Origin of the sequence: Snodgrassella sp. ESL0323 (assembly GCF_013346865.1) — a bacterium.
In the GTDB taxonomy this organism is placed as follows: Bacteria; Pseudomonadota; Gammaproteobacteria; order Burkholderiales; family Neisseriaceae; genus Snodgrassella; species Snodgrassella alvi.
Map to the genome: position 1 here is coordinate 39,321 of NZ_JAAEDT010000009.1, position 25,904 is coordinate 65,224.

Annotated in this window: 23 protein-coding genes and 3 tRNA genes; 8 read left to right on the forward strand and 18 right to left on the reverse strand. The window is 44.4% G+C overall.

What is annotated here, in order from left to right:
- Positions 1–22: 22 nt before the first annotated feature.
- Positions 23–2,725 carry a phosphoenolpyruvate carboxylase gene (gene ppc / locus GY065_RS01670; RefSeq protein ID WP_174832870.1) on the reverse strand — a complete coding sequence of 901 codons (2,703 nt, stop codon included), beginning with the start codon at positions 2,723–2,725 and terminating at the stop codon, positions 23–25.
- Positions 2,726–3,091: 366 nt separating this feature from the next.
- On the opposite strand from ppc, the gene cysT reads away from it, so the two are divergent.
- Genes cysT through GY065_RS01685 form a run of 3 tightly spaced genes read left to right on the forward strand, consistent with a single transcriptional unit; the run spans position 3,092 to position 5,913 of the window.
- Entirely contained in the window at positions 3,092–3,928 is an 837-nt protein-coding gene (gene cysT, locus GY065_RS01675) for a sulfate ABC transporter permease subunit CysT (RefSeq protein WP_025329851.1), read from the forward strand.
- Positions 3,928–4,800, forward strand: a complete 873-nt coding sequence (gene cysW / locus GY065_RS01680; protein WP_025329852.1) for a sulfate ABC transporter permease subunit CysW — start codon at positions 3,928–3,930, stop codon at positions 4,798–4,800. The genes cysT and cysW overlap by 1 nt, the downstream gene beginning before the upstream one ends.
- 30 nt (positions 4,801–4,830) lie before the next feature.
- The gene (locus GY065_RS01685) at positions 4,831–5,913 is read left to right on the forward strand and encodes a sulfate/molybdate ABC transporter ATP-binding protein (RefSeq protein WP_174832871.1); all 1,083 of its coding nucleotides are present in this window, start codon (positions 4,831–4,833) and stop codon (positions 5,911–5,913) included.
- Between the two features lie 375 nt (positions 5,914–6,288).
- Here GY065_RS01685 and murA read toward each other — a convergent pair whose 3' ends face one another.
- The 17 genes from murA to folD all read right to left on the reverse strand — a co-directional run bounded on the left by murA (position 6,289) and on the right by folD (position 23,302).
- Positions 6,289–7,548 carry a UDP-N-acetylglucosamine 1-carboxyvinyltransferase gene (gene murA / locus GY065_RS01690; protein ID WP_037476120.1) on the reverse strand — a complete coding sequence of 420 codons (1,260 nt, stop codon included), beginning with the start codon at positions 7,546–7,548 and terminating at the stop codon, positions 6,289–6,291.
- A gap of 39 nt (positions 7,549–7,587) precedes the next feature.
- Positions 7,588–7,836, reverse strand: a complete 249-nt coding sequence (locus GY065_RS01695; RefSeq protein WP_025329856.1) for a BolA family protein — start codon at positions 7,834–7,836, stop codon at positions 7,588–7,590.
- 54 nt (positions 7,837–7,890) lie between these two features.
- Positions 7,891–8,652 carry an ABC transporter permease gene (locus tag GY065_RS01700; protein ID WP_174832872.1) on the reverse strand — a complete coding sequence of 254 codons (762 nt, stop codon included), beginning with the start codon at positions 8,650–8,652 and terminating at the stop codon, positions 7,891–7,893.
- The gene (locus tag GY065_RS01705; protein WP_174832873.1) at positions 8,649–9,569 is read right to left on the reverse strand and encodes an ABC transporter ATP-binding protein; all 921 of its coding nucleotides are present in this window, start codon (positions 9,567–9,569) and stop codon (positions 8,649–8,651) included. The genes GY065_RS01700 and GY065_RS01705 overlap by 4 nt, the downstream gene beginning before the upstream one ends.
- A gap of 46 nt (positions 9,570–9,615) precedes the next feature.
- A complete protein-coding gene (yacG, locus tag GY065_RS01710; RefSeq protein WP_025329859.1) occupies positions 9,616–9,813 on the reverse strand; it encodes a DNA gyrase inhibitor YacG in 198 nt (65 codons plus the stop codon).
- Entirely contained in the window at positions 9,813–10,565 is a 753-nt protein-coding gene (gene zapD, locus GY065_RS01715) for a cell division protein ZapD (RefSeq protein WP_174832900.1), read from the reverse strand. Before zapD ends, yacG begins: the two co-directional genes overlap by 1 nt.
- A 5-nt stretch (positions 10,566–10,570) precedes the next feature.
- Positions 10,571–11,185, reverse strand: coding sequence for a dephospho-CoA kinase (coaE, locus tag GY065_RS01720; RefSeq protein WP_174832874.1), 615 nt, complete (start codon positions 11,183–11,185; stop codon positions 10,571–10,573).
- Positions 11,182–12,033, reverse strand: coding sequence for an A24 family peptidase (locus tag GY065_RS01725; protein WP_174832875.1), 852 nt, complete (start codon positions 12,031–12,033; stop codon positions 11,182–11,184). Before GY065_RS01725 ends, coaE begins: the two co-directional genes overlap by 4 nt.
- A 6-nt stretch (positions 12,034–12,039) precedes the next feature.
- A complete protein-coding gene (locus GY065_RS01730) occupies positions 12,040–13,272 on the reverse strand; it encodes a type II secretion system F family protein (RefSeq protein ID WP_037476130.1) in 1,233 nt (410 codons plus the stop codon).
- A 48-nt stretch (positions 13,273–13,320) separates the two neighbouring features.
- Positions 13,321–15,000, reverse strand: coding sequence for a type IV-A pilus assembly ATPase PilB (gene pilB / locus GY065_RS01735; RefSeq protein WP_174832876.1), 1,680 nt, complete (start codon positions 14,998–15,000; stop codon positions 13,321–13,323).
- A 199-nt stretch (positions 15,001–15,199) separates the two neighbouring features.
- Positions 15,200–16,897 carry a single-stranded-DNA-specific exonuclease RecJ gene (gene recJ / locus GY065_RS01740; RefSeq protein WP_174832877.1) on the reverse strand — a complete coding sequence of 566 codons (1,698 nt, stop codon included), beginning with the start codon at positions 16,895–16,897 and terminating at the stop codon, positions 15,200–15,202.
- Positions 16,894–17,868, reverse strand: a complete 975-nt coding sequence (locus GY065_RS01745; protein WP_174832878.1) for a hypothetical protein — start codon at positions 17,866–17,868, stop codon at positions 16,894–16,896. Before GY065_RS01745 ends, recJ begins: the two co-directional genes overlap by 4 nt.
- Before the next feature lie 106 nt (positions 17,869–17,974).
- Entirely contained in the window at positions 17,975–18,511 is a 537-nt protein-coding gene (locus tag GY065_RS01750; protein WP_174832879.1) for a tyrosine-protein phosphatase, read from the reverse strand.
- 44 nt (positions 18,512–18,555) lie between these two features.
- Entirely contained in the window at positions 18,556–20,316 is a 1,761-nt protein-coding gene (locus tag GY065_RS01755; protein WP_174832880.1) for a M61 family metallopeptidase, read from the reverse strand.
- Between the two features lie 202 nt (positions 20,317–20,518).
- Positions 20,519–21,547 (reverse strand): type I glyceraldehyde-3-phosphate dehydrogenase, encoded by a 1,029-nt coding sequence (gap, locus tag GY065_RS01760; RefSeq protein ID WP_174832881.1) that lies wholly within the window; start codon positions 21,545–21,547, stop codon positions 20,519–20,521.
- A gap of 123 nt (positions 21,548–21,670) precedes the next feature.
- Positions 21,671–22,249 carry a hypothetical protein gene (locus tag GY065_RS01765; RefSeq protein WP_174832882.1) on the reverse strand — a complete coding sequence of 193 codons (579 nt, stop codon included), beginning with the start codon at positions 22,247–22,249 and terminating at the stop codon, positions 21,671–21,673.
- Between the two features lie 189 nt (positions 22,250–22,438).
- Complete coding sequence (gene folD, locus GY065_RS01770; protein ID WP_078475019.1) at positions 22,439–23,302, reverse strand: bifunctional methylenetetrahydrofolate dehydrogenase/methenyltetrahydrofolate cyclohydrolase FolD; 864 nt, start codon at positions 23,300–23,302, stop codon at positions 22,439–22,441.
- A 212-nt stretch (positions 23,303–23,514) separates the two neighbouring features.
- Here folD and GY065_RS01775 point away from each other — a divergent pair.
- From GY065_RS01775 to rnhB, 5 genes are all read left to right on the forward strand, one after another.
- Positions 23,515–23,592 (forward strand) — tRNA-Pro (locus GY065_RS01775).
- Positions 23,593–23,630: 38 nt separating this feature from the next.
- Positions 23,631–23,707: transfer RNA gene (locus GY065_RS01780), tRNA-Arg, on the forward strand.
- A 17-nt stretch (positions 23,708–23,724) separates the two neighbouring features.
- Positions 23,725–23,800 (forward strand) — tRNA-His (locus tag GY065_RS01785).
- 131 nt (positions 23,801–23,931) lie between these two features.
- On the forward strand, positions 23,932–25,104 hold the full coding sequence (gene lpxB, locus GY065_RS01790; RefSeq protein WP_084563534.1) for a lipid-A-disaccharide synthase: 1,173 nt from the start codon (positions 23,932–23,934) through the stop codon (positions 25,102–25,104).
- On the forward strand, positions 25,101–25,706 hold the full coding sequence (gene rnhB, locus GY065_RS01795; protein WP_100125693.1) for a ribonuclease HII: 606 nt from the start codon (positions 25,101–25,103) through the stop codon (positions 25,704–25,706). The genes lpxB and rnhB overlap by 4 nt, the downstream gene beginning before the upstream one ends.
- The last annotated feature ends 198 nt before the right edge of the window (positions 25,707–25,904 follow it).

Sequence of the window (25,904 nt, forward strand, 5' to 3'; positions counted from 1 at the left end):
TGTCCGCAAAACAGGATAATATCTAGCCGGTATTACGCAACCCTTGTGCAATACCATTAATTGTCAGATGGATGAGCTGGAGTATCTCACTATTATCCGGCTGCTGGCGTAATTGTTGCAGCAGATGTATCTGCAACCAGTTCAGTGCATTCAGATAGGGAATACGCAAGGCCAGAGAACGTGCCAGAGTGCGGTTATCACTCAGATAATGCTGACGTTGCAAAATATTAAGCAAAGCCTGTCGGCTGCGTTCAAACTCTTCAGAAAGCATGGTGTAAATGGTTCTGGCAGCTTGCTGATCACTGGCAAGATCTACATAAGCCTCAGCAATAGTGAGATCGGCTTTGGCCATGACTTGATCCATGTTGGAAAGCATGGTTTGAAAAAACGGACTGTTTTTAACCTGCTGCTGTAAGCGTTGCAGATTGGTGCTGTCCTGTTCAATCAGTTCCGCTACTGCACTACCGAAACCGTACCAGGCCGGCAGCATCAGGCGGTTCTGGGTCCATGAAAATACCCATGGTATGGCGCGTAAGTCCTGAATTTTAGCCAGTGTTTTCCGGCTGGCGGGGCGGCTGCCAATATTCAGGCTCGCAATTTCCTGAATCGGGCTGGTTTGCAGAAAATAATCAATAAAGCCCGGAAAGGTAATTAATTGCCGGTAATGTGTGAATGCGCTGGCAGACAATGCATTCATCAGTTCGCTGTCAGGCTCACTGTTGTGCATGGGTAAAACAGTGGCTTCAAGAGTAGCAGCAATGAGTGCTTCAAGATTACGTTCTGCATTGGTCGGATCAGCATATTTGGCAGTAATAACTTCTCCTTGTTCAGTAATGCGTATTTGTCCGGCTACGCTGCCAGCCGGCTGTGCCATGATTGCGTCGAATGAAGGTCCGCCACCGCGACCGACACTGCCACCGCGGCCATGAAACAGGCGCAGACGGATATGGTGCTGACCAAATAGTTGTACCAGTCTCGACTCAGCCTGATAAAGTGACCACTGGCTGGTTACATAACCACCATCTTTATTACTGTCGGAGTAGCCCAGCATAATTTCCTGCAGGTTATCACGACTACGCAAAAAAGCACGATACCAGGGCAGATTAAACAATTTATCCATAATACTGATGCAATTATGCAAGGCATCAATGGTCTCAAACAGAGGAACAATATTAATCCGGCTGGTCGGTTTCTCATTACTGATGCTGAGTAAACCGGTTTCTTTCAGCAATAACGCTACCACCAATATATCGCTAACGGTTTCGGCGTTAGAAATAATGCACTGATTGATAGCGCTTTCACCATAGTTATTTTTAATATTCGCCGCAGTCTGGAATATAGCCAGCTCACGCATGGTGTGCGGACTATACTGAATATAAGGGCTGTATAGCGGGCGCTGGGTGCTTAATTCACGTAACAGAACGCGCTGTTTGGCTGCTTCACTTAATGTCTCAAACGTTTCAAGACCGGCGTGTGTAAACAGCTCGGCTACAACTTCGGCATGTTTGGCTGCATGCTGACGCAAGTCGATGGACATCAGATGAAAACCGAACAGGGAAACAGAACGAATCAGGTCCGCCAGTTTGCCTTGTGTGAGCAGGGCACTGCCATTTTGTTGTAAAGAGCTGGCTATATTATTAAGCTCCTGCAAAAGTTCCGCCGGTTGTTTATATGGAGGCAGACCATGATGCTGGTTGTGTGGAGCAATATTCAGTTGCCGTGAGGTGGCATTCAGGCGTGCCTGTATATAGGTAAGAGCACGGCGGTATGGTTCTTCGCTATGAGCCGTTGCGGTGTCCGGTGACTGCTCGGCCATATGATACACGCTGCTGTCAATCTGAACGCGACGAGAAGAAAGTGGCAGCAGCTGGTGCAGCTCATCCAGACATTGATGATAATGCTTTAACAAAGTATCACCCTGAAAGATGAAAGCTTCCTGTAAAGTATCTGCATTAACATACGGATTACCGTCACGATCTCCGCCAACCCAGCCACCGATACTGAGTACATCAGGAAGAGTTATTTGCGGATACGCGCTGGTGAGCTGCTGTTGCAGTTTGCGGTAAAGAGCTGGTACCGCTTTAAAAAAACTTAATGGAAAATAGGTAACGCTATTATAAATTTCATCACTTACGCTGATTTTGAAATGGCGTGTTTCATCAGTCTGCCATAAAGCCAGCAGAATAGCTTCAGCCTGTTGCTTTAGCAGTTCGTTATAGTGATTATCAGAATGGTCATATTCACTGAGAATAGTGCGGATATGACGCTGAAAGCACAGAATGCACTGGCGCTGTACTTCAGTCGGATGAGCGGTTAGCACTGCACTGATACTGGTTTGCTGCAAAATCTGTTCCAGTTGCGCAGCACTAATCTGCTGTTGCTGAATTTGGTTGATAACATGAGTAAAACTGGTGCGTCCGGGATGCTGTCTGTCATTTTCATATGCCTGTCGCCGCCGTTCATGGTGGGCATCTTCGGCAATATTCAGTACTTGTGCAAACAGGCTGCATGCACGAATCAAATCTTGCTGTTGTTGTAAATCCAGGGTAGGCACCACCTGTTGAATGATGGTTTGTGGCTGATTACCACTGAGGAGCTGGCGCAATACAGTTTGTACAGTAGCTGTGGTTTCATTTTGCAGGACGTTAAATAGTGCTTCAGTCAGGAATTTGATATCTGCCGACAGGGGCGCATCTTTACGCTCGTCCAGAAGTGATGTTGGCATTGTGTTCTCGCTTTTGCAGACTTGTGTTTATGTTGAATAACCTGCGTCCATGATATTACGTGGTGATGGTACGGGCAATACTACTGATTTGATAAGAGTTATAACCTCAGCTTCTTAGGTTACAAAAATATATTCTTTCTCAATCACCCAAACAGCCTTTTATATTGTTGGCTGATTCTGATTTAACGGAATGATTGAATTTATTTTTACATTCTGTTTTTTTTGACTTGTTAATTCATTTTCTTGTTGTGGTTGGTATTTTGCGCTTGGAACATAGCCCGAACAGGATGCTTCCAATGTGTGCCGGTGTGTCTGATACAGCTACCGGTATTGTTTGTGCCTGCCAGGTCTGTGGGAGAGAAGGTTATGCTGTTTTTAAAACAGCCATCTGTACTGCCCGGTTTTTCGCTTAGTCTCGGCATAAGTGTGTTATCGCTGTCAGTACTGGTGCTGTTGCCATTTACGATGCTGGTATGGACTGTTACTGATCTGGGCTGGCATGGTTTTATACAAGTCATTTCTGAACCAAGGACACTTGCTGCGGTATGGCTGACTTTGAAAATGTCTTTACTGGCAATGCTGGCCAGTGTGCTGCTGGGAACTTTGGTGGCATGGGTATTGGTACGTTACCACTTCTGGGGTAAGGATCTGGTTAATGCATTGGTGGATTTGCCGTTTGCTTTACCTACTGCAGTAACAGGGGTGGCTTTGGCTACCTTATATGCACCTACAGGGTGGATAGGTGCGTTATTAACCCGGTTTGGATTGCAGATAGCATTTACACCGGCAGGTATCTGGCTGGCATTGTTGCTGGTAAGCCTGCCATTCGTCGTACGCGCAGTACAGCCGGTGCTGGCAGAATTATCAGGAGAATATGAAGAAGCTGCGGCTATTCTGGGTGCTTCCAGATTAACCATTGTATTCAGGGTGCTGCTGCCGGAAGTTTTACCGGCACTGGTAATGGGGGCAGGTATGGCTTTTGCACGCGCTACCGGAGAATACGGTTCCGTAATTTTTATTGCCGGTAATGTGCCATTTAAATCAGAAATTCTGCCGCTGATTATTGTCAGTAAATTTGAATTGTTTGATTTGCCTGCAGCGGCAGCAGTCGCATTATTTATGCTAATAATTTCCTTTACCATTTTGTTTATGCTGAATTTATGGCAATGGCGTCTGAGCCGGCGTATGCAGGGACGATACTGATGAGCACAGTTAAAACCAATGAGTTGCTTACCGAACCGCGCTGGCTGCGCTACTTGCTGATAAGCATAACGCTGCTGTGTCTGGGTTTGCTGTTACTTTTGCCGCTGTTATCGGTATTCAGTTTTGCGCTGGCAAAGGGTTGGCAATTGTATCTGGCTGCTTTGACTGATGAAGAGGCACTCTCAGCTATTCGTTTGTCCTTGCTGATTACTGTTATTGTTGTGCCGGTGAATGTGATACTGGGTGTGGCAATGGCCTGGTTGTTAACCCATTTTTCATTTCGTGGTAAACAGTTATGGACAACCTTGCTGGATCTGCCATTTGCAGTCTCACCGGTCGTGGCGGGTCTGATGTTTGTTTTACTCTTCGGTAGTAACAGCTGGTTCGGTGGCTGGATGGAAACACATGGAATACAGATTATTTTTGCAGTACCGGGTATGGTGCTGGCGACTCTGTTTGTTACCTTCCCTTTTGTGGCGCGTGAGCTCATCCCTTTAATGCAGGCTCAGGGAAGTAGTGAAGAACAGGCTGCACTGATACTGGGTGCCAGTGGCTGGCAAATGTTCTGGCGTGTCACATTACCCAATCTGAAATGGGCTCTGGTTTACGGCATTATTCTGACTAATGCCCGTGCAATGGGTGAATTCGGGGCTGTCAGCATGGTTTCAGGCCATATCCGCGGTGAAACCAATACAATGCCTTTACTGGTAGAGATGATGTATAACGAATACAACATGGTAGGGGCATTTGCTGTTTCCAGTTTACTGGCCTTGCTGGCTTTATGCACGCTGGTATTACAGAAGTATCTCGACTGGCGGCAGACACGTTTGTTCAAAGATGCACGGCGCGAGCAGATTGCAGTAAGCGACTGAATAAGTAAAGTACCGTGCTGGGTAGCGATTATGAGTATTCGTATTAAACAATTAAATAAATATTATGGTGATTATCATGCCTTGCAGAATATTAATCTGCAGGTACCAACCGGTTCACTGACGGCATTGCTTGGTCCGTCCGGCTGTGGGAAAACCACCTTGTTACGCATCATTGCCGGACTGGAACGCGCAGATTCAGGTGAGCTGTTTTTTGCTGATGATGAGGTCAGTAATCTTCATGTGCGTGAGCGCCGGGTCGGGTTTATGTTTCAGCACTATGCCTTATTCAGGCATATGACCGTATTTGATAATGTGGCTTTTGGTTTACAGGTACTGCCTAACCGCATTCGTCCGAATAAAGCAGAAATAGCTGCCCGGGTGCATGAATTATTACAACTGGTGCAGCTTGACTGGCTGGCTAAAGTATATCCGCAGCAACTATCCGGAGGTCAGCGCCAGCGTATTGCTCTGGCACGTGCTTTGGCAACCAGACCAAAGCTGCTGCTGCTGGATGAGCCGTTTGGTGCACTGGATGCCAAGGTGCGCAAGGAATTACGCCAGTGGCTGCTAGAAATTCATCATCAGCTTGGGATTACCAGTGTACTGGTTACACATGATCAGGAAGAGGCGCTAGAAATGGCCGACCAGATAGTAGTGATGAATCAGGGAAAAGTTGAGCAAAGCGGAGCTGCCTCATCTTTGTATGATAATCCTGAAAATGTATTTGTTACTGAGTTTCTGGGTGAGGTTAATGTATTTGAAGATGCCTGTATTGAACACGGGCAATTGTGTCTGGGGCATTATCATGAACCTATTACCACAGGAGAAAAAGCCCGTCAGAATGTAGCTGTTTATATCCGGCCTCAGGAAATACAGGTATTAACTCATATTCAGGATAATGTAATTGCCAGTGCATGCGTAGAGGAAATACATGCTATCGGTGCACAAATAAGGTTATGGTTGCGCCGGGTGGATAATAATCAGCGTATACAGGTATGGCTGTCGCCGGCCGAGTTTCGTACGCTGTCATTACAGCCGGCTCAGACAGTATGGTTCAGACCTCAGCGGTTAACTATGTTCAGATTGCCGGAGATGGTGGATTACGTGATTTGATCGTACGAGTAAATATGCAATTCATTTAAATGAATAATTAATTTTGAAAAATAATATTTTACGAGTTAGTTTTATGATTTTATCGGCATATTTTCAATTCTCTTAAAAAATATTAATTTAGATATTTTCAATCACAGTAAATAAAATTTAAGATTTTGATTTATTTAATAAATTATTTTAGAGTAAGAGTAATTTACCCAAAAAAGATATTCAAAAAAGTGCATAAACAAATCCGTTGATAATTATTTCTTATCAATTTTGATATATTTGGATATTTTATAAAAAATCAGATGCTGATTATTTATTTTATCATGTTGATGATATATAAAGGGCTATCTAAATAAATATACAGACAGCCCTTGTGATTTATTGATGTTAGTGGTCACTGATGCGTTCAATGATAGCGCCCACTCCGCCTAGCTTCTGTTCTATATTTTCATAGCCGCGATCAAGATGATAAATACGTTCAACAGTAGTTTCACCACTGGCCACCAGACCGGCAAGTACCAGACTGGCAGAAGCACGTAAATCGGTAGCCATAACAGTTGTACCGGATAATTGTTCCACACCTTCCACAATTGCAGTATTACCTTCAGCTGATATCCGGGCACCCATACGATTGAGTTCGGGGACATGCATAAAACGGTTTTCAAAAATAGTTTCCACTACTTTACTGTTACCGCTGGCAATACTATTCATTACCATAAACTGTGCCTGCATATCGGTAGGAAATGCCGGATAGGGCAGGGTGCGGATATCGATAGCTTTAGGACGCTGTTGCATGTCGATGCTGATCCAGTCGTCACCGGCTTCAATAATTGCGCCGGCTTCACTCAGTTTTTCCAGAACAGCTTGCATGGTTTTAGGTGCAGCATGTTTAAGAATGACTTTGCCGCCGGTCATAGCCACTGCACACAAAAAAGTTCCGGCTTCTATGCGGTCGGGAACGACACGGTGACTGCATCCGTGTAACTTTTCTACACCGGTAATGGTAAGAGTAGGTGTACCTATTCCCTGAATATTGGCACCCATTTTAATCAGGCAATCGGCAAGATCGGTAACTTCCGGTTCCATGGCAGCATTTTCCAGAATAGTCGTTCCGTTTGCCAGTGTTGCTGCCATTAACAGATTTTCTGTGCCGGTTACGGTAACCATATCCATAACAATATGTGCACCTTGCAGACGTTTTGCTCGGGCTTTGACATAACCATGCTCAATACTGATTTCTGCCCCCATGGCTTCAAGCCCTTTGAGATGCTGGTCTACTGGTCTCGATCCGATGGCACAGCCTCCGGGCAGACTGACCTGAGCCTCACCAAAGTGTGCCAGTGTGGGACCCAGTACCAGAATAGATGCACGCATGGTTTTAACCAAATCATATGGTGCACAGGTATTATTGATACTGTTACAGTTTATTTCAAATTCCTGAATATTATCTGTAAGTACACGTGCTCCCATGCCCTGTAATAGCTTTTGGGTGGTTTTAACATCACGCAGCATGGGCACATTGGTCAGATGCAGGGTATCACGAGTCAGTAAGGAGGCACATAACAAAGGTAAAGCGGCATTTTTAGCGCCGGAAATAACAATTTCACCGTGTAATGCGCCGTTAGCACGGATTTTTAATTTTTCCATATGGATTCTCAATTATGGCAATAGTGTCTGTTTGCCGGATTAATGCTGTTTGACAGCCCATTCGTCAGGAGTGGCGGCAGTGGTAATAGATAGTGCATGTAATTCATTACTGGCAATCTGCTGTGCCAGTCCGTCTTTAATCATACGATGGCGTGCCAGACGGTTTTTTCCGTTAAAGGCGCTGGATACAATCCGGGCAAAGAAATGATGACCATCGCCTTCAACCTCAAGATATTCACAGGGCAGAAGGTTTGCAATCATGGTTTTAACTTCTTCTGGTGTTAACATAACGGGCTCCGGAATAGTTATTAGTAAGGCCGCTATTATAGCGTTTTGCTATGTCTAATTGCGTAATTTCCAGCCTGATTTCAGGATGCCGCAGACAAGAATACACAAAACGATGGCAAAGCTGCCGACTACCGTTAGTGCAACCCAGGGAGAGGAATCACTCTGGCCGAAAAAACCAAAACGGAAGCCGTCAATCATATAAAAAACCGGATTGAAATGGCTGAGTGAGCGCCAGAATTCAGGCAGACTGTTGATGGAATAGAATACACCAGACAGAAATGTTAAAGGCATGATAAGAAAGTTCTGAAAAGCGGCCAGTTGATCAAATTTTTCTGCAACAATGCCGGCAAGTAAGCCAAACATACCCATAATGGCACATCCGAGCAATGCAAATGTTATGATCCAGCCGATATGATGTGGCATGGATAATCCGAAAAAAGCCGTTATTGCTATGACTCCAATACCTACCATTAGCCCGCGCAGGATGGAAGCGCCGACATAAGCACAGAAAAAAGCAATGGTACCCAATGGCGGCAACAGAATAAATATCAGATTACCGGTAATCCGTGACTGAATCAGGCTGGAAGATGAGTTGGCAAAAGCATTTTGCAGCATGGACATCATAGCCAGACCCGGTATCAGAAATACATTGTAACTGACTCCTGGTAATATATCAGGACGCCCCTGCATTACATGAGCAAATATCAGCTGATACAGCAGGGCGGTGAGGATAGGAGCAGATAAAGTTTGAAAACCTACTTTCCAGAATCGCAATACTTCTTTTTTAAAAAGGGTGTAGCAACCAATTGTATTCATTTTGTGCCTTTCACATGGTCACTGGTCAGGCGCAGAAAGACGTTTTCCAGATCGTTTTCCAGAATATTCAGATTGATAACGTTAATTCTCTGAGTCTGCAGAATTTGTAATAAGGCTGTTAGCTGGTTGTAGTCAGCGAGTTTGAGCAGATAATGGCTATTATCATCTTCTTTAATCAGATAATGACGTAAATTATCCGGTAATGTTTGATCTGTAGTTAATGCCAGCCGTAATTCTGTTTCGGTATCCAGTAAGTTGCGTGTGCTGTCCAGTGCGACAATTTCACCATGTTTCAGCATAGCTATGCGATTACATAATGATTGTGCTTCTTCCAGATAATGTGTGGTTAGAATAATGGTATGACCGTCTGTATTCAGTCGGGTAATAAACTGCCACAGATTCTGACGTAATTCTACATCCACTCCGGCTGTGGGTTCGTCCAGTACGATAACAGGCGGCCGGTGTACTAAAGCCAGAGCAACCATAACGCGGCGTTTCATCCCGCCAGACAGATTACGTGTGTTTGTGCCGGCTTTATCTGTCAATCCGAGACCGGCGATAATCTCATCTATCCAGTCATCGTTATTACGCAGACCAAAATAGCCCGACTGAAACTTCAGTGCTTCACGTACGTTAAAAAAAGGATCGAAAACCAGCTCCTGCGGAACGACACCCAGAAGTTTACGGGTAGTGTTTGCTTCCAGTTGTACATCATGACCACAAATGCTGATTTGTCCGGAAGTCAGGCGACTTAGTCCGGCCATTGCAGAAATGAGAGTAGTTTTGCCGGCACCGTTAGGACCGAGTAAACCAAAAAACTCACCGGGCTGGACACTAAAGCTGACACCTTTTAAAGCAGTAAAACCATTAGCATAGGTTTTTACTGCTTGTTTAATACAAAGAGCAGGGGAAGTCATAAAATTGAATATTTGTGAGGTTATAAGTGATATTTTCCGCTGTTTATCAATGCTTTGATGGTGTTATTTCTTCACTTAGCGGCTGATCTTCATCGGCTGGCAGATTATAATTTTCACTAGCCCATGCTCCCAGATCAATCATTTTGCAACGCTCTGAACAGAACGGACGAAAGCGGCTGGACGGAGTCCAGTCAACATTTTTCCCGCATATCGGACAAATAACAGTGGTGATTTTTTCAGTCATTATTTGATTACCGGATCAAAGCTGCACATAACCAGAGTAAATGGTATATCGGTAGTTAAGACCGGACCACGTGCCTGTTGTTGTGATGCCTGTAAAAAGCGAATATGGGTAAAATATTTATTGGCAGATACTTCTGGCAGTGCAACGGCATTCTGGGAAACATTAATACCCAGCAGGTGAATGTTCTGTCCGAGGCTGTTGTGCTGATAACTGCCGCTTGTTGCCAGACAGTCGACAGACAGACTGTTTTGACGCAGAATTTCCAGTAGCAATTTGATGGCTTCATAAGTAGGTAACAGGCTCTGGATCCACTGGCGTAACTGTAATTCACGTTCTGCTGGTTTTTTTTGCTGCCAGTAATAATAGGAAGGTAAATCATACGGGCTGGTACCGCCGGGTACAAACATGCGCTGCTTGATTGCCATCAGCCATTCATTTTCGCGCAGATGCTGTCCGAATTTTTGCTGAACACTTTGCAGATTTGTAATTGCAGTTTGTATCTTTACCAGGGTATCTTTACCTTCTTCGCCACGTTGTCTGGCCAGACCTTTTTGTCGTTCCAGTTCTTGCAGAATATCCAGTTTCAATTCAGCACGTGCTGCTGCTTCCATGATTTCAAATAGTGAGAATAATGCACAGTGATGCGCCCAGATTTCACTGCGTGACACTACCTCATGGAAGTGTTTGAACAGGTGTGCTATGCGCAGGAAATTGCGGACGCGCTCGGACAAGGGGTGTTCGAAATGGATAATATCTGTCATAACTTGGCTGGTGTTAGAGCTTGATAGAAATGATGCTGCTGAATAACTTTCCGGTTAAGTTCCTGCCAGTTGCCATCGTTGATAATAATGTCATCGGCAATGGCTTTTCTGCTATTACTGTCAACCTGTTGTGTCATGATAGCACGGATTGCTGTTTCGTCCAGATGACTGCGTTGCTGAATCCTTTGAATGCATATATTAACCGGTGCTTCAATAATGAGTATGCGTTGAACCAGTTGTTGAAATTCCGGTTTTTCTGCCAGTAAAGGAATTTCAATAATTCCGTAATGCTGATCCGAAGCAATGTGTTGTCTGGCTTGCTGAAGGTTTTGCAGAATTAACGGATGGAGAATGTTTTCCAGCAGAATGCGATTCTGTGAATCGGCAAACACCCAATTGCGCAGCTTTGGCCGGTCCAGACTGCCGTCAGTAAGAAACAGATTATTCCCGCACTGTCTGCGGATTTCAGATAAAGCCAGACCATCAGGCGCAGTCAGCTGATGCGAGATTTCATCTGCACTCAGTACAGGCACCCCCAGAGCAGCAAAGCAGCTTGCTACTGCAGATTTTCCACTGCCTATGCCACCGGACAAACCCACCCAGAATGTCATGCACCAAATCCGGAAAGACGCAGCCACCAGTGAATCAGCTGATTAATCTGACTATTTGCCATCCATACAATCCAGCCGGCAATGGCCAGTGCCGGACCAAAAGCCATAGGCTGGCTACGGGCAACTCTGAGAATAAGTGAAGCAATAATGCCGACAATTGCCGCAATAAATACAATTAAGGGCAATGCGGCGGTACCCATCCATGCACCAAGAGCAGCCAATAGCTTAAAATCACCATAACCCATGCCATCTTTCCCGGTTAACAGTTTGAACAGCCAGAAAAGTGACCACAGGCTAAGATAGCCCAATGCAGCTCCCCAGACAGCATCAGCTAACGGGACAAACTCACAATACCAGTTAAACAGTAAACCCAGCCAGAGTAAGGGTAAGGTAATCTGGTCAGGCAGCAGCTGGGTTTCAGCATCTATAAAGGTCAGTGTGATCAGTGCGGCAGTCAGTATCAGACCGCCCGCAGCAACAGGTGTGACATCATAACGCCAGACTACTGCAGCAAAAGCAATACCGGTTAAAAGTTCCACACAAAAATAGCGCGGGCTGATGGATGCTGAACATGAAGCGCAGCGTCCGCGTAGCAGTATATAACTGACTAGAGGTATATTCTGCCACCAGCGGATTTTATGCTGACAGTGCGGGCAGGCTGAATGCGGAACACACAAATTAAAACGGTTAGATTGCTCTGCAGGCAGTTGTAAAGCCATTCGCGCTTCAGCCTGCCAGCTTCGTTCCATCATAATAGGTAAACGATAAATCACTACATTCAGAAAACTGCCAACAGCACAACCTGATATTAGTGCAACTATGCTGAAAAACAAGGTATCAGTTAACATCAGACATTAACCTATTGCATTGCCCATATTGAACATTGGCAGGTACATTGCTACCAGAATAACACCGATAATCAGACCGAGTACAACCATGATGATTGGTTCCATCAGGGAAGATAGCTGAGAAACTGCTATATCTACGTCGTCTTCATATAATTCTGCGGCCTTGTTGAGCATGTCATCCAAAGAACCTGATTCTTCACCGATAGATGCCATTTGCATTACCATGTTAGGAAATAATTCGGTTGCCTGCATGGCAGAAGTAAGAGATATACCCTGATTAACTTTGGCACGGATTTCCTGAGTAGCTTCTTCATATTCGATATTACCTGCAGCTCCGGCAACGGAATCCAGTACTTCTACCAGTGGTACACCTGCAGCAAACAAGGTTGCTGTTGTGCGAGCCCAGCGGGCAATGGTTGCTTTACGAACAATTGGTCCAAAAATAGGTAGTTTTAACAACATATGATCAAAACGTTTTCTCAGATCAGCAGAGCTTTGAAACCATTTATAAAAACCAATTGCTCCGAGGACGATTGCCATCACAATAAATATACCGTAACGCACAAAGAAATCAGATATATTCATCATAACCTGAGTCAGCCAGGGAAGCGCTACACCCATACCCTGATATACTTTGGCAAAAGACGGCAATACAAACATCATCATGACAATAACCAGAACAACTGCTACGATGACCACAACCACCGGATAGGTTAGGGCACTTTTAACTTTTTTCTTAATACTTTGGGTTTTTTCTTTATATACAGCCAGTTTATCTAATAATGCTTCCAGTACACCACCTGCTTCACCGGCACTGATGAGGTTACAGTAAAAATCATCAAAATATTTCGGATGCTTAGCAAAAGAATCAGCTAGAGAAGTACCCTGTTCAACATCTGAACGAATTTCCATCAATAGTTGGGTCATTGAACGATTTGAGTGACCTTTTGCTGCAATATCAAATGCTTGCATTAAAGGTAACCCGGATTTCATCATGGTGGATAGTTGTCGGGTAAAAACAGTAATATCCGCCTGACTGATTTTTTTCTGACGTTGTTTTTTGACCTTGGTAATTTGAATGACACGTATCTGCCGACGTTTTAGTTTAGATCGGGCTTCTGCTTCATTTTTGGCAGTCACCTCTCCGCGAACGATCTGCTCGGTTTTAAGGTTTTTACCTTCAAAACTAAAACTGGTACCAGAGGGTTTGGTTTTGGATACTGCTACTGGTTTATTCATAATGTTTTCTCACAGTATTGACTTAATTGTATAGGCGAACAATCAGTTTTAATCATTAGTGCTTGCAAGAATCTCGTCCAGAGACGTAATGCCTTCCATGACTTTCAGTAAACCGGCATGACGTAAATCGACCAGACCTTCCTTGAGCGCCTGAGTGCTGATATCAACTTCATTACCATTATTCATGATAATACGTTGCATTTCATCGCTGACCGGCATAACTTCGTACACGCCGGCACGTCCTTTATAACCTTTACCTTTACATCTCTCACAGCCGACTGGCCGGTAAAATGTCCATTCCTTAGCCAGATCTTCATCTGAAAAACCAGCTTTTTTTAATGCTTGTTCAGGCGGGCGTTCTGCCGGAGCTTTGCAGGTGCATAAACGCCGTACCAGACGCTGTGCCATAATCAGATTAACAGAGCTGGCAATATTGAATGGTGCGACACCCATATTCAGCATACGGGATAAAGTAGCCGGGGCATTATTGGTATGCAGGGTTGAAAATACCATATGACCGGTTTGTGCAGCCTTAATGGCAATATCAGCTGTTTCCAGATCCCGGATTTCCCCCACCATAATGATATCCGGATCCTGACGCAGAAACGATTTTAACGCTGCAGCGAATGTCAGTCCCTGTTTATCATTAACATTTACCTGATTAATACCGGGCAGGTTAATTTCTGCCGGATCTTCAGCAGTGGAAATATTAACACTGTCAGTATTAAGAATATTAAGGCAGGTATACAGTGATACGGTTTTACCGGAACCAGTAGGGCCGGTAACCAGCACCATACCATACGGCCGGTGGATAGCTTCGAGCAGTAACTCTTTCTGAAATGGTTCAAAACCAAGCTGTTCGATATTCAGAGTAGCTGCATCCGAATTCAGGATACGCATTACAATTTTTTCACCAAACAGAGTAGGTAGTGTGCTGACACGGAAATCAATCGGCTTGGCACCTTTACGGAACTGAATCTGAATACGCCCGTCCTGAGGGATGCGTTTTTCTGAAATATCCAGTTTGGACATTACCTTAATACGTGAAGCAATCTGATTACGGATATTCAGTGGCATACGTACAACTTCACGCAACTGTCCGTCAACACGGAAGCGAACACGTGCCATTTCTTCGTAAAATTCAAAATGAATATCTGATGCGCCACTATTTAAAGCATCTCCCAGTACTTTAAAGACAAATCTGGCGACCGGTCCGTTTTCGCCTTCTTCATCGTCGGCAGACATAGCATTATTTTCTGCTGCAGTCGAGTCGCCAACTGAATCCATACCCTCAAGAAGGCTGGTAGATTCCTGACTAATATTCTCCAGTAGCAGGCGTAGCTGGTCGTCGCGGACAATAACCAGATTCAGTACACAGCCGGCATCAGTGGCAATTTTTTGATAATGCTGAATTGATGTAGGATCGGATACGGCCAGAAACATGCGATTACTGCGTTTGAATAGCGGCACGCAAATATATTGCTGCATAATATTCAAATCAATTAAATCCATAGGAACCAGACTTTGATTATATAGCTCCAGATTCAGGTAAGGAATACTGAATACACCGGACAGAAAACTGGCCAGTTTATCGGCATCAATAGCTCCGGATTGTAACAGAGCCGGTATTACCGGGTGTTTCTGCTCTAATTCCTGACGCAGTTTTTCTGCTTTCTCAGCATCAATAATCTGGTGCTTATATAAAACCCGAATCAATCCTACACTCATACAAACTAATTCCTATCTCAATAACTTTTGAGTTTACATTCAAATGGATATTGCACCTGTTTCAATTTATCCGGAATACGGTTATTCCAGTATATTATCGGCTAATTTTCAATAACCGAAAGCTATAGTAAAGCCATGTTAATGTTTAATTGTGCTAATTATAAGTGAATTTGTGTATTTAAACAGCCTGTATATTGATTCAGGTACAAATTTCCCAGTAATCCGCATATAACTGCAACTCCATTTGCTGACGCCACTGATTGGCAACTAGCCGGTAAACCACGCGGATATGTTCCGGTAAGGTGGCTGTACAGCGGAAAAACATAACTTCATATTCATAGTTGTTCTTGTGTAACACTGCTTTAATATGGCCGGTACCCACTATTTGTTGTCTGATTACTTTAAATTCATCGCAAAAACAGGGTTCAGGAAAATTCTGACCCCATACCAGAGCCGCCAGTTGCTGTGCTGTGGCTAAGTTCAGATATTGATTGTCTAATGAACCATCAGTCTGGTACGTATAGTTTAAATCTGCCGGCCGGATGAGTTGCCTGCAGACTGCCTCAAATTCATTTTGGAAAGCTGCCAGATGTATTTCGGAAATACTTAAGCCTGCAGCCATAGCATGTCCGCCAAACTTCTGGATAATATCCGGCCGGCGTTTACTGACTATATCCAGTGCATCACGCAGATGTAAACCGGTAATAGACCGGCCGGAGCCGCGTAATATACCATCTTCTGCCTGAGCAAAAACAATACTGGGTCGATGAAAGGTTTCGCGTAACCGGCCTGCTAAAATACCGGTTACTCCCTGATGCCAGTTATCATGATAAGCAACGATGCTATAGCTGTTTTCTGTATTGAAGCCGGCCAGTTGCAGATTAGCTTCATCCTGCATGCTGCGCTGAATCTGACGACGTTCATGATTCAGATCATTCAATTGTTCAGCCAGATCGGTTGCACTTTCCATATCATCGCTCAACAGACAGGCTATACCCAGACTCATATCATCCAGTCTGCCGGCAGCATTCAGACGGGGTCCGATAGCAAAACCCAGATCAAATGCATGTGCCTGTTGCGGGTTGCGTTTGGCCACTGCAAACAAGGCGCGTATTCCTGCTTGCATTTTATCAGCTTTAATTCTTCTGAGTCCCTGAGTTACCAGCAGGCGATTATTCTGATCGAGAGGTACCACATCGGCGATGGTGCCCAGTGCCACCAGATCAAGCCATTGAGCAAGATTGGGTTCCGGATGTTTACTAAACCAGTTTTGCTGGCGCAGATGGTAACGTAAAGCCATTAGTACGTAGAACATCACACCCACCCCAGCTAGTGCTTTACTGGGAAATTGATCACCTGGCTGATTAGGATTAACAATAATACATTCAGGCAGTTGTTCACCCGGCAGATGGTGGTCAGTAATCAAAACGTCCATGCCTAGCTGTTGTGCGCGTTGTACACCGGCTACACTGGCAATACCATTATCTACGGTAAGCAGTAGGTTTGTACCTGCCTGAGCAGCAAGCTCAGCAATTTGTTCAGTTAATCCATAACCATGTTCAAACCGGTTGGGGACGAAAAAATCGGTTTGCGCTCCCATTGCCTGTAATCCGCGTATCCCTAAGGCACATGCTGTGGCTCCGTCTGCATCATAATCGGCAACAATCAGAATTTTTTCCTGCCATTCGATTGCCTGGGCCAGTCGCTCACTGGCAGCCTGAATATTTTTCAAATTCTGAAACGGTAACAGCGCAGACAAATTGTATTCAGTTTCACTTTTGTTTTTAACTGCTCGTGTTGCATACAGTTTGGCTAGCAGAGGATCAACACCCTGAGCAAGCAGAGTTTGCATAGCATCAGTATCTACCGAACGGGTAATAATATGTGCCGGCTTCATAAATTTAATCCGGTAAAAGGTTGGGTTTTAGTCCGGAACAAACGAAATCTGGGCTTGCGAATCGGAAGCAATCCGGCTTCACACCTGATATTCAGCTGGCTGATATGTCTGTTTTTTAATCCTGACAGCAAAGGTTGCCACCAGTCTTGTTCCCATTGATGCATTATTTGTGCATAGGTATAAACATCACCCTGATTTACTGGTAAGCATAAACTATCATTAAACAATACAATTTTCTGCCGGTCTGAATCTGACAGAGTATCCATTAATGCTGCGTAATTTACTGGTAGTTCATGCGCATGCAACGCCCACGAGCTATTAGTATAAACTCTTGTGTCGTGGTTTGCTGTGCCAATAAGGTCTTTTTCAAACCATAAACTATTAATTGAGGGCAGACCGCGTGTGCTGCGCTGCTGATTTAGTGGATGCTGATGCAGCAACATTTGCAGCTCAGTTTGCTGTTGCAGAATCAGGGTTGCATCTTTACCCGAAGGTTTGACGGTGCCATCAATGCAGCCGGACAAATCAAGTAAAGAAGACAGGGTAAAATCAATTACCCGTGGCGTGGTAACCAGCCATAAATCCGGTCTGACCGGAGAAAACCGCCAGCCGTCTGACTGTAACCATGTGCTCAATACTTCACAGAAAGCTTTTGCCTCTTCTGGATTCAAACCAAGCGCATTTCCGTCAAGATACTGAAGTTGATGCATACCGGCGGTCTGGTTTATAGGTGTGACAATAAAGCCGCAATATTCCCGGTTTAAGTTTAATTGCTGCTGAGCCTGTTGTACCCAAGAACCTTCCCACAGATATTGCTGGTATAACTGACTCCTGCTTATGATTTGTGATGTATGTTTACTCCATTGCCGCAGAGTATTCAGTGCCGGTAGCTGTAAGTCAGGTACCGCAGCTTCCTGATGCGGCCATAATAAACCCGGCAGAACGAGAGTTATAGTTAAATCTGCTGACATGAATACACAATATTCCCAGTATGAAAGTCAATATTACTTTGAATTTTTATTAAATCAGATTGTTGATTTGATACTATACTTTTAATTTATTTATTCCATCATGGAATTATTCAAATACAGCCTGACGAATTTTTTCAACATCAGCATCTTCAATATATCTTTGTATGTTAGGGTAAACATTGTAATGATGTTCCAGTTCAGGTTTCATCAATTCATTGATAACCTGTTTTTTTGTCCAATTCTGAAAAATTAACCGATACATCGCGATAACTACGCCTGTGCGGTCACTGCCATGCCAGCAATGAATTAATATCGGTTTAGGAGAATTTTTGATGGCCTTGAGGATTTGAATTATTTTTTCATCAGTAACCTTACCTGCCCGCATATTAATCCGAATCTCAGCAATTCCTGTATTGGTCAGTTTATTCCGATCACTATGCCATAAACGCAAGTTAATTATCGTTTTAATCCCTATTTTATTAAGTTGTTCAATCTCTTTTAAAGAGGGTTGTTCAGAGCGGTATATATCGTCAGATACTTTATAAAAGTTGTCGGGTAACTGGTTAGAATTATCATTGGATCGACAGCTGCTAATGATTAAACACACGCAGCAACATAAAAAAATGTTCGCTATTTTTGTCATTCTAAAATCATTGTAAAGATAACGGTAAAAATATGCGGTTGAATTTAAGATTGTGGCTGTAACCATTGCTGTAACAGCAATATATCATCAATACTCAGCAGCGCAGTATCTGTTAATGCTGCCTGCGCCTGTAAGGTAGTCTGTCGCAGCAAACCATCACGGATGAAGTGTATCTGTACTGTTTCACCAGCATGAATACGTGCCCACTGCTTATTAAAATCGGTAATAATTTCATCATTAATAGCAATAAGCTGGTCACCAGCACTCATACCTGCATTCTCGGCACTGCCTTGATTAAATACTTGTTGTAGGCTAACACCGAATGAGGCTGGCTGAACGCGGGCACCCAGATCTGCATCGGGCTGTTCGGCAACAGAATAATGCTCAACATATGCACCACCATGCTGGCGAGGCAGAGCAGCCCAGTGAAGCTGTACACCAGCCTGCTGTAGTTGTTCTGCCAGAGGCAAGTCTGCCGTGGTCATAATGTATTGCTGATAAACCTGAGTTAAGTCTGTTCCGGTAGCTTGCTGGGCTATTTTCAGCCATTCATTTTCCGCCAGCCCCATACCTCGCTGACGCCAGTCCTGATACAGGGCACGCATAATATCATCCAGATTTTTTTGCTGGCCGGTATGCCGGCGGATATAGTGATCCAGACACAGAGCTGCCAGTGCGCCTTTCTGGTAATAGCTGACAATACTGTTGGCACTGTTTTCATTCTGTTTGTAATATTTTGTCCATGCAGTAAAGCTGGAATCTGCCAGACTTTGCTTTAAACGGCCGGCACCCTGTTGTACACGGGTAATGGTTTTGGCCAGTAATTGCAGATACTGTTCTGGTGTAATCACACCGCTGCGTACCAGAAACCAGTCATCATAATAGGAAGTGATACCTTCAAAAGCCCACAACAGCTGTGTATAAGCTTCATCATCCAGTTTACTGTTTAAAAATGCAGAAGGAATAATAGATTTTACGTTCCATGCATGAAAATATTCATGGCTGAACAAACCCAGTAATGTAATATAAGCGTCGGTATTTTTTCCGTCTTTTTGCGGCAGATCATGCCGGTCGGCCATGAGGGCAGAGGAGGATTTATGTTCCAGTCCGCCATAAATGCCATTTCCGACAAAAAGTAAAAAGCTGTAGCGTTCAAACGGTGCCGGTGCGGCAAACATAGCAATTTCACTGGCACATATTTTGCTTACATCATCTACCAGACGCTGCTGATCAAAAGATGAGAAATGGCCGCTGATAACAATTTCATGTTCAATGCCGCCTGCACTAAATGGCAGACGCAGCAAATAGCCCATTTCCACCGGATAATCAATTAAAGAGCGGTAATTATTTACCTGATAAACATGGGACTGTGATGTTTGCGGCATGGTAGTGGCAATATCCCAGTTTTCAGGCAGGCCGGTAATGATTAACTGGCAGTTTTCCTGTTCACGCTGATTATGCCGTAAAAACAGACAGGCACCGTCAAAGAAACCTCGTTCAGTATTTAAAAAAGAACCACGCACTGAAGTATCGAAAGCATATACCAGATAAGTGATCTCCCATTTACCTACCTGTCCGTTGCAAGCCCAGGTGTTTTTATTTATCTGTTCGGCTGATGCCGGTGTATTGTTGCAACTGGCCGATAAAGTGACAATATGACGGGCAAAATCACGAATCATATAACTACCGGGCACCCAGCTGGGTAAACTCAGACTGAAGTTCTGATTATCCAGTTGTGTAAAACTAAGGCGTACTTGCCACAGATGCTGAGTCAGAGAATGGGGTTGCAAATGATAGTTAAGCATAATTTGTGCCTCAATGAAGCGGAAAAGAAATATCAGCGTTGTCTGTCAGAGAAAAATTGCCAAGATTAATATTAACTTGGTTGAATTTGTTCTGGTGTTTGTATGGCAACAGGTACTGATTCTGTTTGCCACAATAGGTTCAGGCTGTCTGAAGCCTGTATAAGCGGATTCAGACAGCCTGTACTTCTGCTGGTAAAACGGGTTAAGCGAGTGGTGTAACTTCCATGCCAAACATAGCACGTGCAGTATTCAGCATCTGGCAGCTAAAGCCCCATTCATTGTCATACCAGGCCAGTACTTTTACCATATTACCATTGGTAACTTTAGTTAATGTACTGTCAAATATGGAAGCCTGAGTTGTATGATTAAAATCGGTGGAAACCAATGGCAGAGTATTGTAGCCCAGAATATGTTTCATACTGCCTTCACTGGCTGCTTTAACTATGGCATTAACTTCTTCGACACTGGTGTTACGGGCGGCTTCAAACGTTAAATCAACCAGTGAAACATTAATTGTGGGAACACGTACTGCAAAGCCATCAAACTTACCCTGTAATTCCGGTAATACCAGTCCTACAGCCTTGGCTGCTCCGGTTTTGGTCGGAATCAGATTTTCAACAGCACTGCGGGCACGGCGTAAATCTTTATGGCGAACATCAGTCAGTACCTGATCATTGGTAAATGAATGAATAGTTGTCATTAAGCCTTTTACCATTCCCAGTTCGTCGTTAATGGCTTTTGCTACCGGTGCCAGACAGTTTGTTGTGCAAGAACCATTGGATATTACTGTCATTTCCGGTCTTAATACCTGATGATTAACTCCGTATACCACGGTAGCATCTACATCGGCACCGCCGGGTGCGGAAATCAGAACTTTTTTGGCACCACTTTGTAAATGAATGCTGGCTTTTTCTTTGGTAGTAAAAGCACCGGTACATTCCAGCACCAGGTCGATACCCAGTTCACCCCAGGGTAATTCTGCTGGGTTACGGGTAGAAAAAAAACGGATGCGGTCGCCATTAATAATTAAAGCATCATTATCAGATGAAACATCTGCGGCAAAACGGCCATGAACCGTATCAAATTTTGTCAGGTGTGCACTGGTTTCCAGTGAACCGCTGGCATTTACCGCAACAATTTCCAACTGATTGCTCAAGTTATAGTCATAGATTGCACGCAATACCTGGCGGCCAATACGGCCATAACCATTAATGGCAACTTTTAACGTCATGCTTATTCCTTTTTAAATCAACAAAACCAATCAGGCAAATTTGGGATGTACAGAGCGAAATGGTTTAAACCGTACCAAAAACATCATGTATTATAGCTGAACCGGCCTGTTTCCACATCTGTATCAGCGCATACCTGTCCCAGCTGACTGTGCTTCCAGTATTTGCCGAAATGCATCTGACATGCTGTTAATATCCACCCAGCCCATGGTGCTGAATAACAATAGCAGTATGCCTCCGGCCAGAAAAAACATTAAGTGATAGATAATATATCCCAAAAATACTTTAAATATATTTTGCTGACTGATACGGACAAAACCACAGATTTGCACTACCAATGTCCATAGTAGCCATAAAGATCCCGGAGCGGCTAATACCTGTGGCCAGTATAGTGTGGCCAGTGTAGGCAGGATCAGCACCTCAGTGGCCAGTACATAACCATACCAGTATCCTGGCTGCTTATTGTAGTAGCCCAGAATGATCTCCATTGCCATGCTCAGAACACCCCAGCGCACCACTGTTAACACAATGACAAAGATAGTTATACCGGTTTGCCGTCCCAGAATCTGTGACATATTGGCCATATTCATCAGACCAAGCGCAAGTAAAACGGTAACGAAGATTAATGGATTGTAACTATAATGTGTTTTGGGATAAAAGCGCAGGCGCAGAGCAGCACAGGCGTCCAGAAAAAATTGATACATCAGGTTAATACCACAATTAGGGTTGTAAATAAGGATAGCTGTTTTAACCAGCAGCCATTCTACGGCATCATAATCAAGTGTAGGTCAGAAGACTGGTATGTCTATTTTACCAAGCAAACATGTTTGTTGTTTTGTATGATGGCTGATATTAGTGTGTAATCAATACACAATATAGCTTTACCGATAACATCACGATTGTTTTGTATCGTGAATTTCTGCTGCTTTCAATGTGTTTTCCATTAAGGTAGCTATGGTCATAGGGCCTACTCCGCCCGGTACCGGTGTAATCATAGATGCACGTTCTCTGGCTGCATCAAACTCTACATCCCCGCACAACTGTCCGTTTTCCAGACGGTTAATTCCCACATCTATTACTACAGCCCCGGGTTTAATCCATTCACCTTTAACAAAGTTCGGAATGCCGACGCCTACAACCACAATATCAGCAGCAGCAACTTCCTGTGCCAGATTCCGGGTGGCACTATGACAGATTGTGACTGTCGCACGTGCCAGAAGTAATTCTAACGCCTGTGGCCGGCCGACAATATTTGAAGCGCCTACTACAACAGCTTTTTTACCGGTGACTGGTACCTGACAGGCATCCAGTAATGTCATTACCCCTTTAGGTGTACACGGACGCATTAGTGGCATTTTTACCGCCAGCCGGCCAACATTATACGGATGAAAACCATCTACATCTTTATGAGGCACAATCCGTTCCAGTACCTGCTGACTGTCAATATGTGCAGGCAGTGGTAATTGCACCAGAATTCCGTCTATACCATTATCTGCATTCATTTCGTCAATCAAGGCCAGTAATTCGGCTTCTGTGGTATGTACAGGCAGCTCGTAACTGCGGGATTCAAAGCCAATGGTTTCACAGGCACGCTTTTTATTGCGTACATATACTGTACTGGCCGGATCTTCACCAACCAGAACCACAGCCAGACAGGGGCGGCGTAGCTGATTATCCAGACGCTGCTGTACACGAATGGTTAATTCTTGCAGGATTTGTTGAGAAATTTTTTTACCATCAATGAGTTGAGCGGTCATGAGAAAATTCCAGAGAAAAAAATTATGCCGATGGCAGGTAACTATCAGCTAATATTTACAAGAATAGCATTGTCGCATTTTTTTTAAGCGGTTTCATCTGCTTTTGTATATAGCTGTTCATATAAATCAGCCATATTTCAAAAATATGGCAAAAAAATTTACTTTACCTCTTGACGATAGTTTTTCATGGCTGTATAGTTCGCCTCTCTCGTCGGGGTGTAGCGCAGTCTGGTTAGCGCATCTGCTTTGGGAGCAGAGGGTCGTGAGTTCGAATCCCACCACCCCGACCATATCGACCGAATCCTTGTCCGGATAGATTTGAGAGTACGCGCCCGTAGCTCAACCGGATAGAGCACCGGCCTTCTAAGCCGGGGGTTACAGGTTCGATTCCTGTCGGGCGCACCAAAGTTTAAAGTTTTATGGTGGCTGTAGCTCAGTTGGTAGAGCCCTGGATTGTGATTCCAGTCGTCGTGGGTTCGAGCCCCATCAGCCACCCCAATATAAAAGCCCAAGCCGTTTGCTTGGGCTTTTAATTTTTATGGTACCCTTCGGGAATACACTATCGCCTGCTAAACTTGCTATCTATTACGTCTTACTATAATAGTTGCTTATAAAACTGCTATCCTGCTATGAATAAAGCTGCAACTGAACTTCCCATTTTAACCATAGCCTTGTGTGCCGGCGAAGCATCTGGTGATTTGCTGGGTGCCCATTTGATGAATGCGATTCGTACACGATATCCGCGGGTACAGTTTGTTGGTATTGGCGGACCGCGGATGCTGGCAGCCGGAATACAAAGTCTCTATGATCAGGAAAAACTGGCAGTACGCGGTTTTGTTGAAGTTGTCAAAAAATTACCGGAAATTCTGGCCATTCGTCGCGGCCTGATTCGTTCACTGAAACAAATCAGACCACAGGTATTTGTCGGTATTGATGCACCGGATTTCAATCTGGGTGTTGCCGAAAGTTTAAAACAGGCCGGTATTGCTACCGTACATTATGTCAGTCCGTCTGTCTGGGCATGGCGGCGTAAACGGGTAAAAAAGATTGTTAAACAGGTGGACGAGGTATTATGCCTGTTTCCGATGGAACCGGAACTATACCGGCAGGCAGGCGGACGGGCACGTTTTGTCGGGCATCCTCTTGCTCAGACTTTGCCACTGGTTATTGACAGAAAGGCGAAAAGACAGCAGCTGAAACTGTCTGAACAGGCTCCAGTGTTTGTTTTAATGCCGGGCAGCCGGGTCAGTGAAATTGATTTCATGGCACCGATTTTTTTACAGGCTGCTGAAATTATTCACCAGCGTTATCCTCAAGCTCAGTTTTTACTACCACTGGCTACGGCGGCAACACGGCAGCGTATGCAGGATATTCTGGCTCAGCCGGTGTGGCAAAAACTGCCGATACGTTTAATGTCTGCACATGCAGAAATGGCCTGTCAGGCAGCCGATGTTGCACTGGTTACCAGCGGTACGGCCACGCTCGAAGTGGCTTTATGCCAATGCCCGATGGTAATCAGCTATAAAATCTCACCTTTAACCTATGCATATGTCAAACATAAAATTAAAGTGCCGTATGTTGGTTTGCCTAATATTCTGCTAGACAGAGGTGTGGTACCTGAATTACTGCAAAGTAATGCAACGCCACAAAAACTGGCAGAGGCTGTGATTCACTGGTATGAATCGCCACAGGAAGTACAGGATTTGCAGGCAGACTTTTCAGCACTACATCAGCAGCTGCGTTTGAATACTGATGAACTGTCTGCACAGGCGGTATTGCAGCATGCAACGGGGCAAATATGAATACAGAGCTGATGGTTTTACCCAGCCATGCCGGTGTAGACGAAGCCGGTCGTGGTCCGTTAGTTGGCAGTGTATATGCAGCAGCTGTTATTTTACCGGCAGATTATGATTTACCCGGTCTTACTGATTCAAAAAAATTGTCCGAGAAAAAGCGTGATGAGCTGGCAATATTAATTAAGCAGCAGGCAACTGCATGGTCTGTAGCTGCAGCAGACGTGGCAGAAATACACCAGTTTAATATTCTGTTTGCAACTATGCGTGCCATGGCTCGTGCTGTAGCCGGTTTACATATTCAGCCGGCTAAAGTGTGGATAGATGGCAATCGCATACCTGCTGATATGACGTTGCCGGCAGAAGCAGTAGTTAAAGGCGATCTCAAAATAGCCGCTATTTCTGCCGCCTCTATTCTGGCCAAAACGGCACGTGATGCAGAGATGTATGAGCTGGATAAATGTTATCCGCAGTATGGTTTTGCCCGTCATAAAGGCTATGGTACAGCCGCACATCTTGCTGCATTGCAGCAGTTTGGTGTACTGCCACAGCATCGGCAGGATTTTGCACCTGTGAAAGCTTTGCTGGCGCAGGGAAAATACTGTCTCTGAGGCTATTCAACCGCGGGATTGTACTTTTTATGCTTAACCTGTACATCGCTGTTATATCAACCTTTTATGATTTCTATTGAATTAATTTCAAATAATTAGCAGCAGTTAATATTTAAGCAAATCAGCGGTAAGGCATGCATTATCGCAATGATGATATGTAGCAATAATGCAAAAACGCTTTCCGGCAGGAAAGCGTTT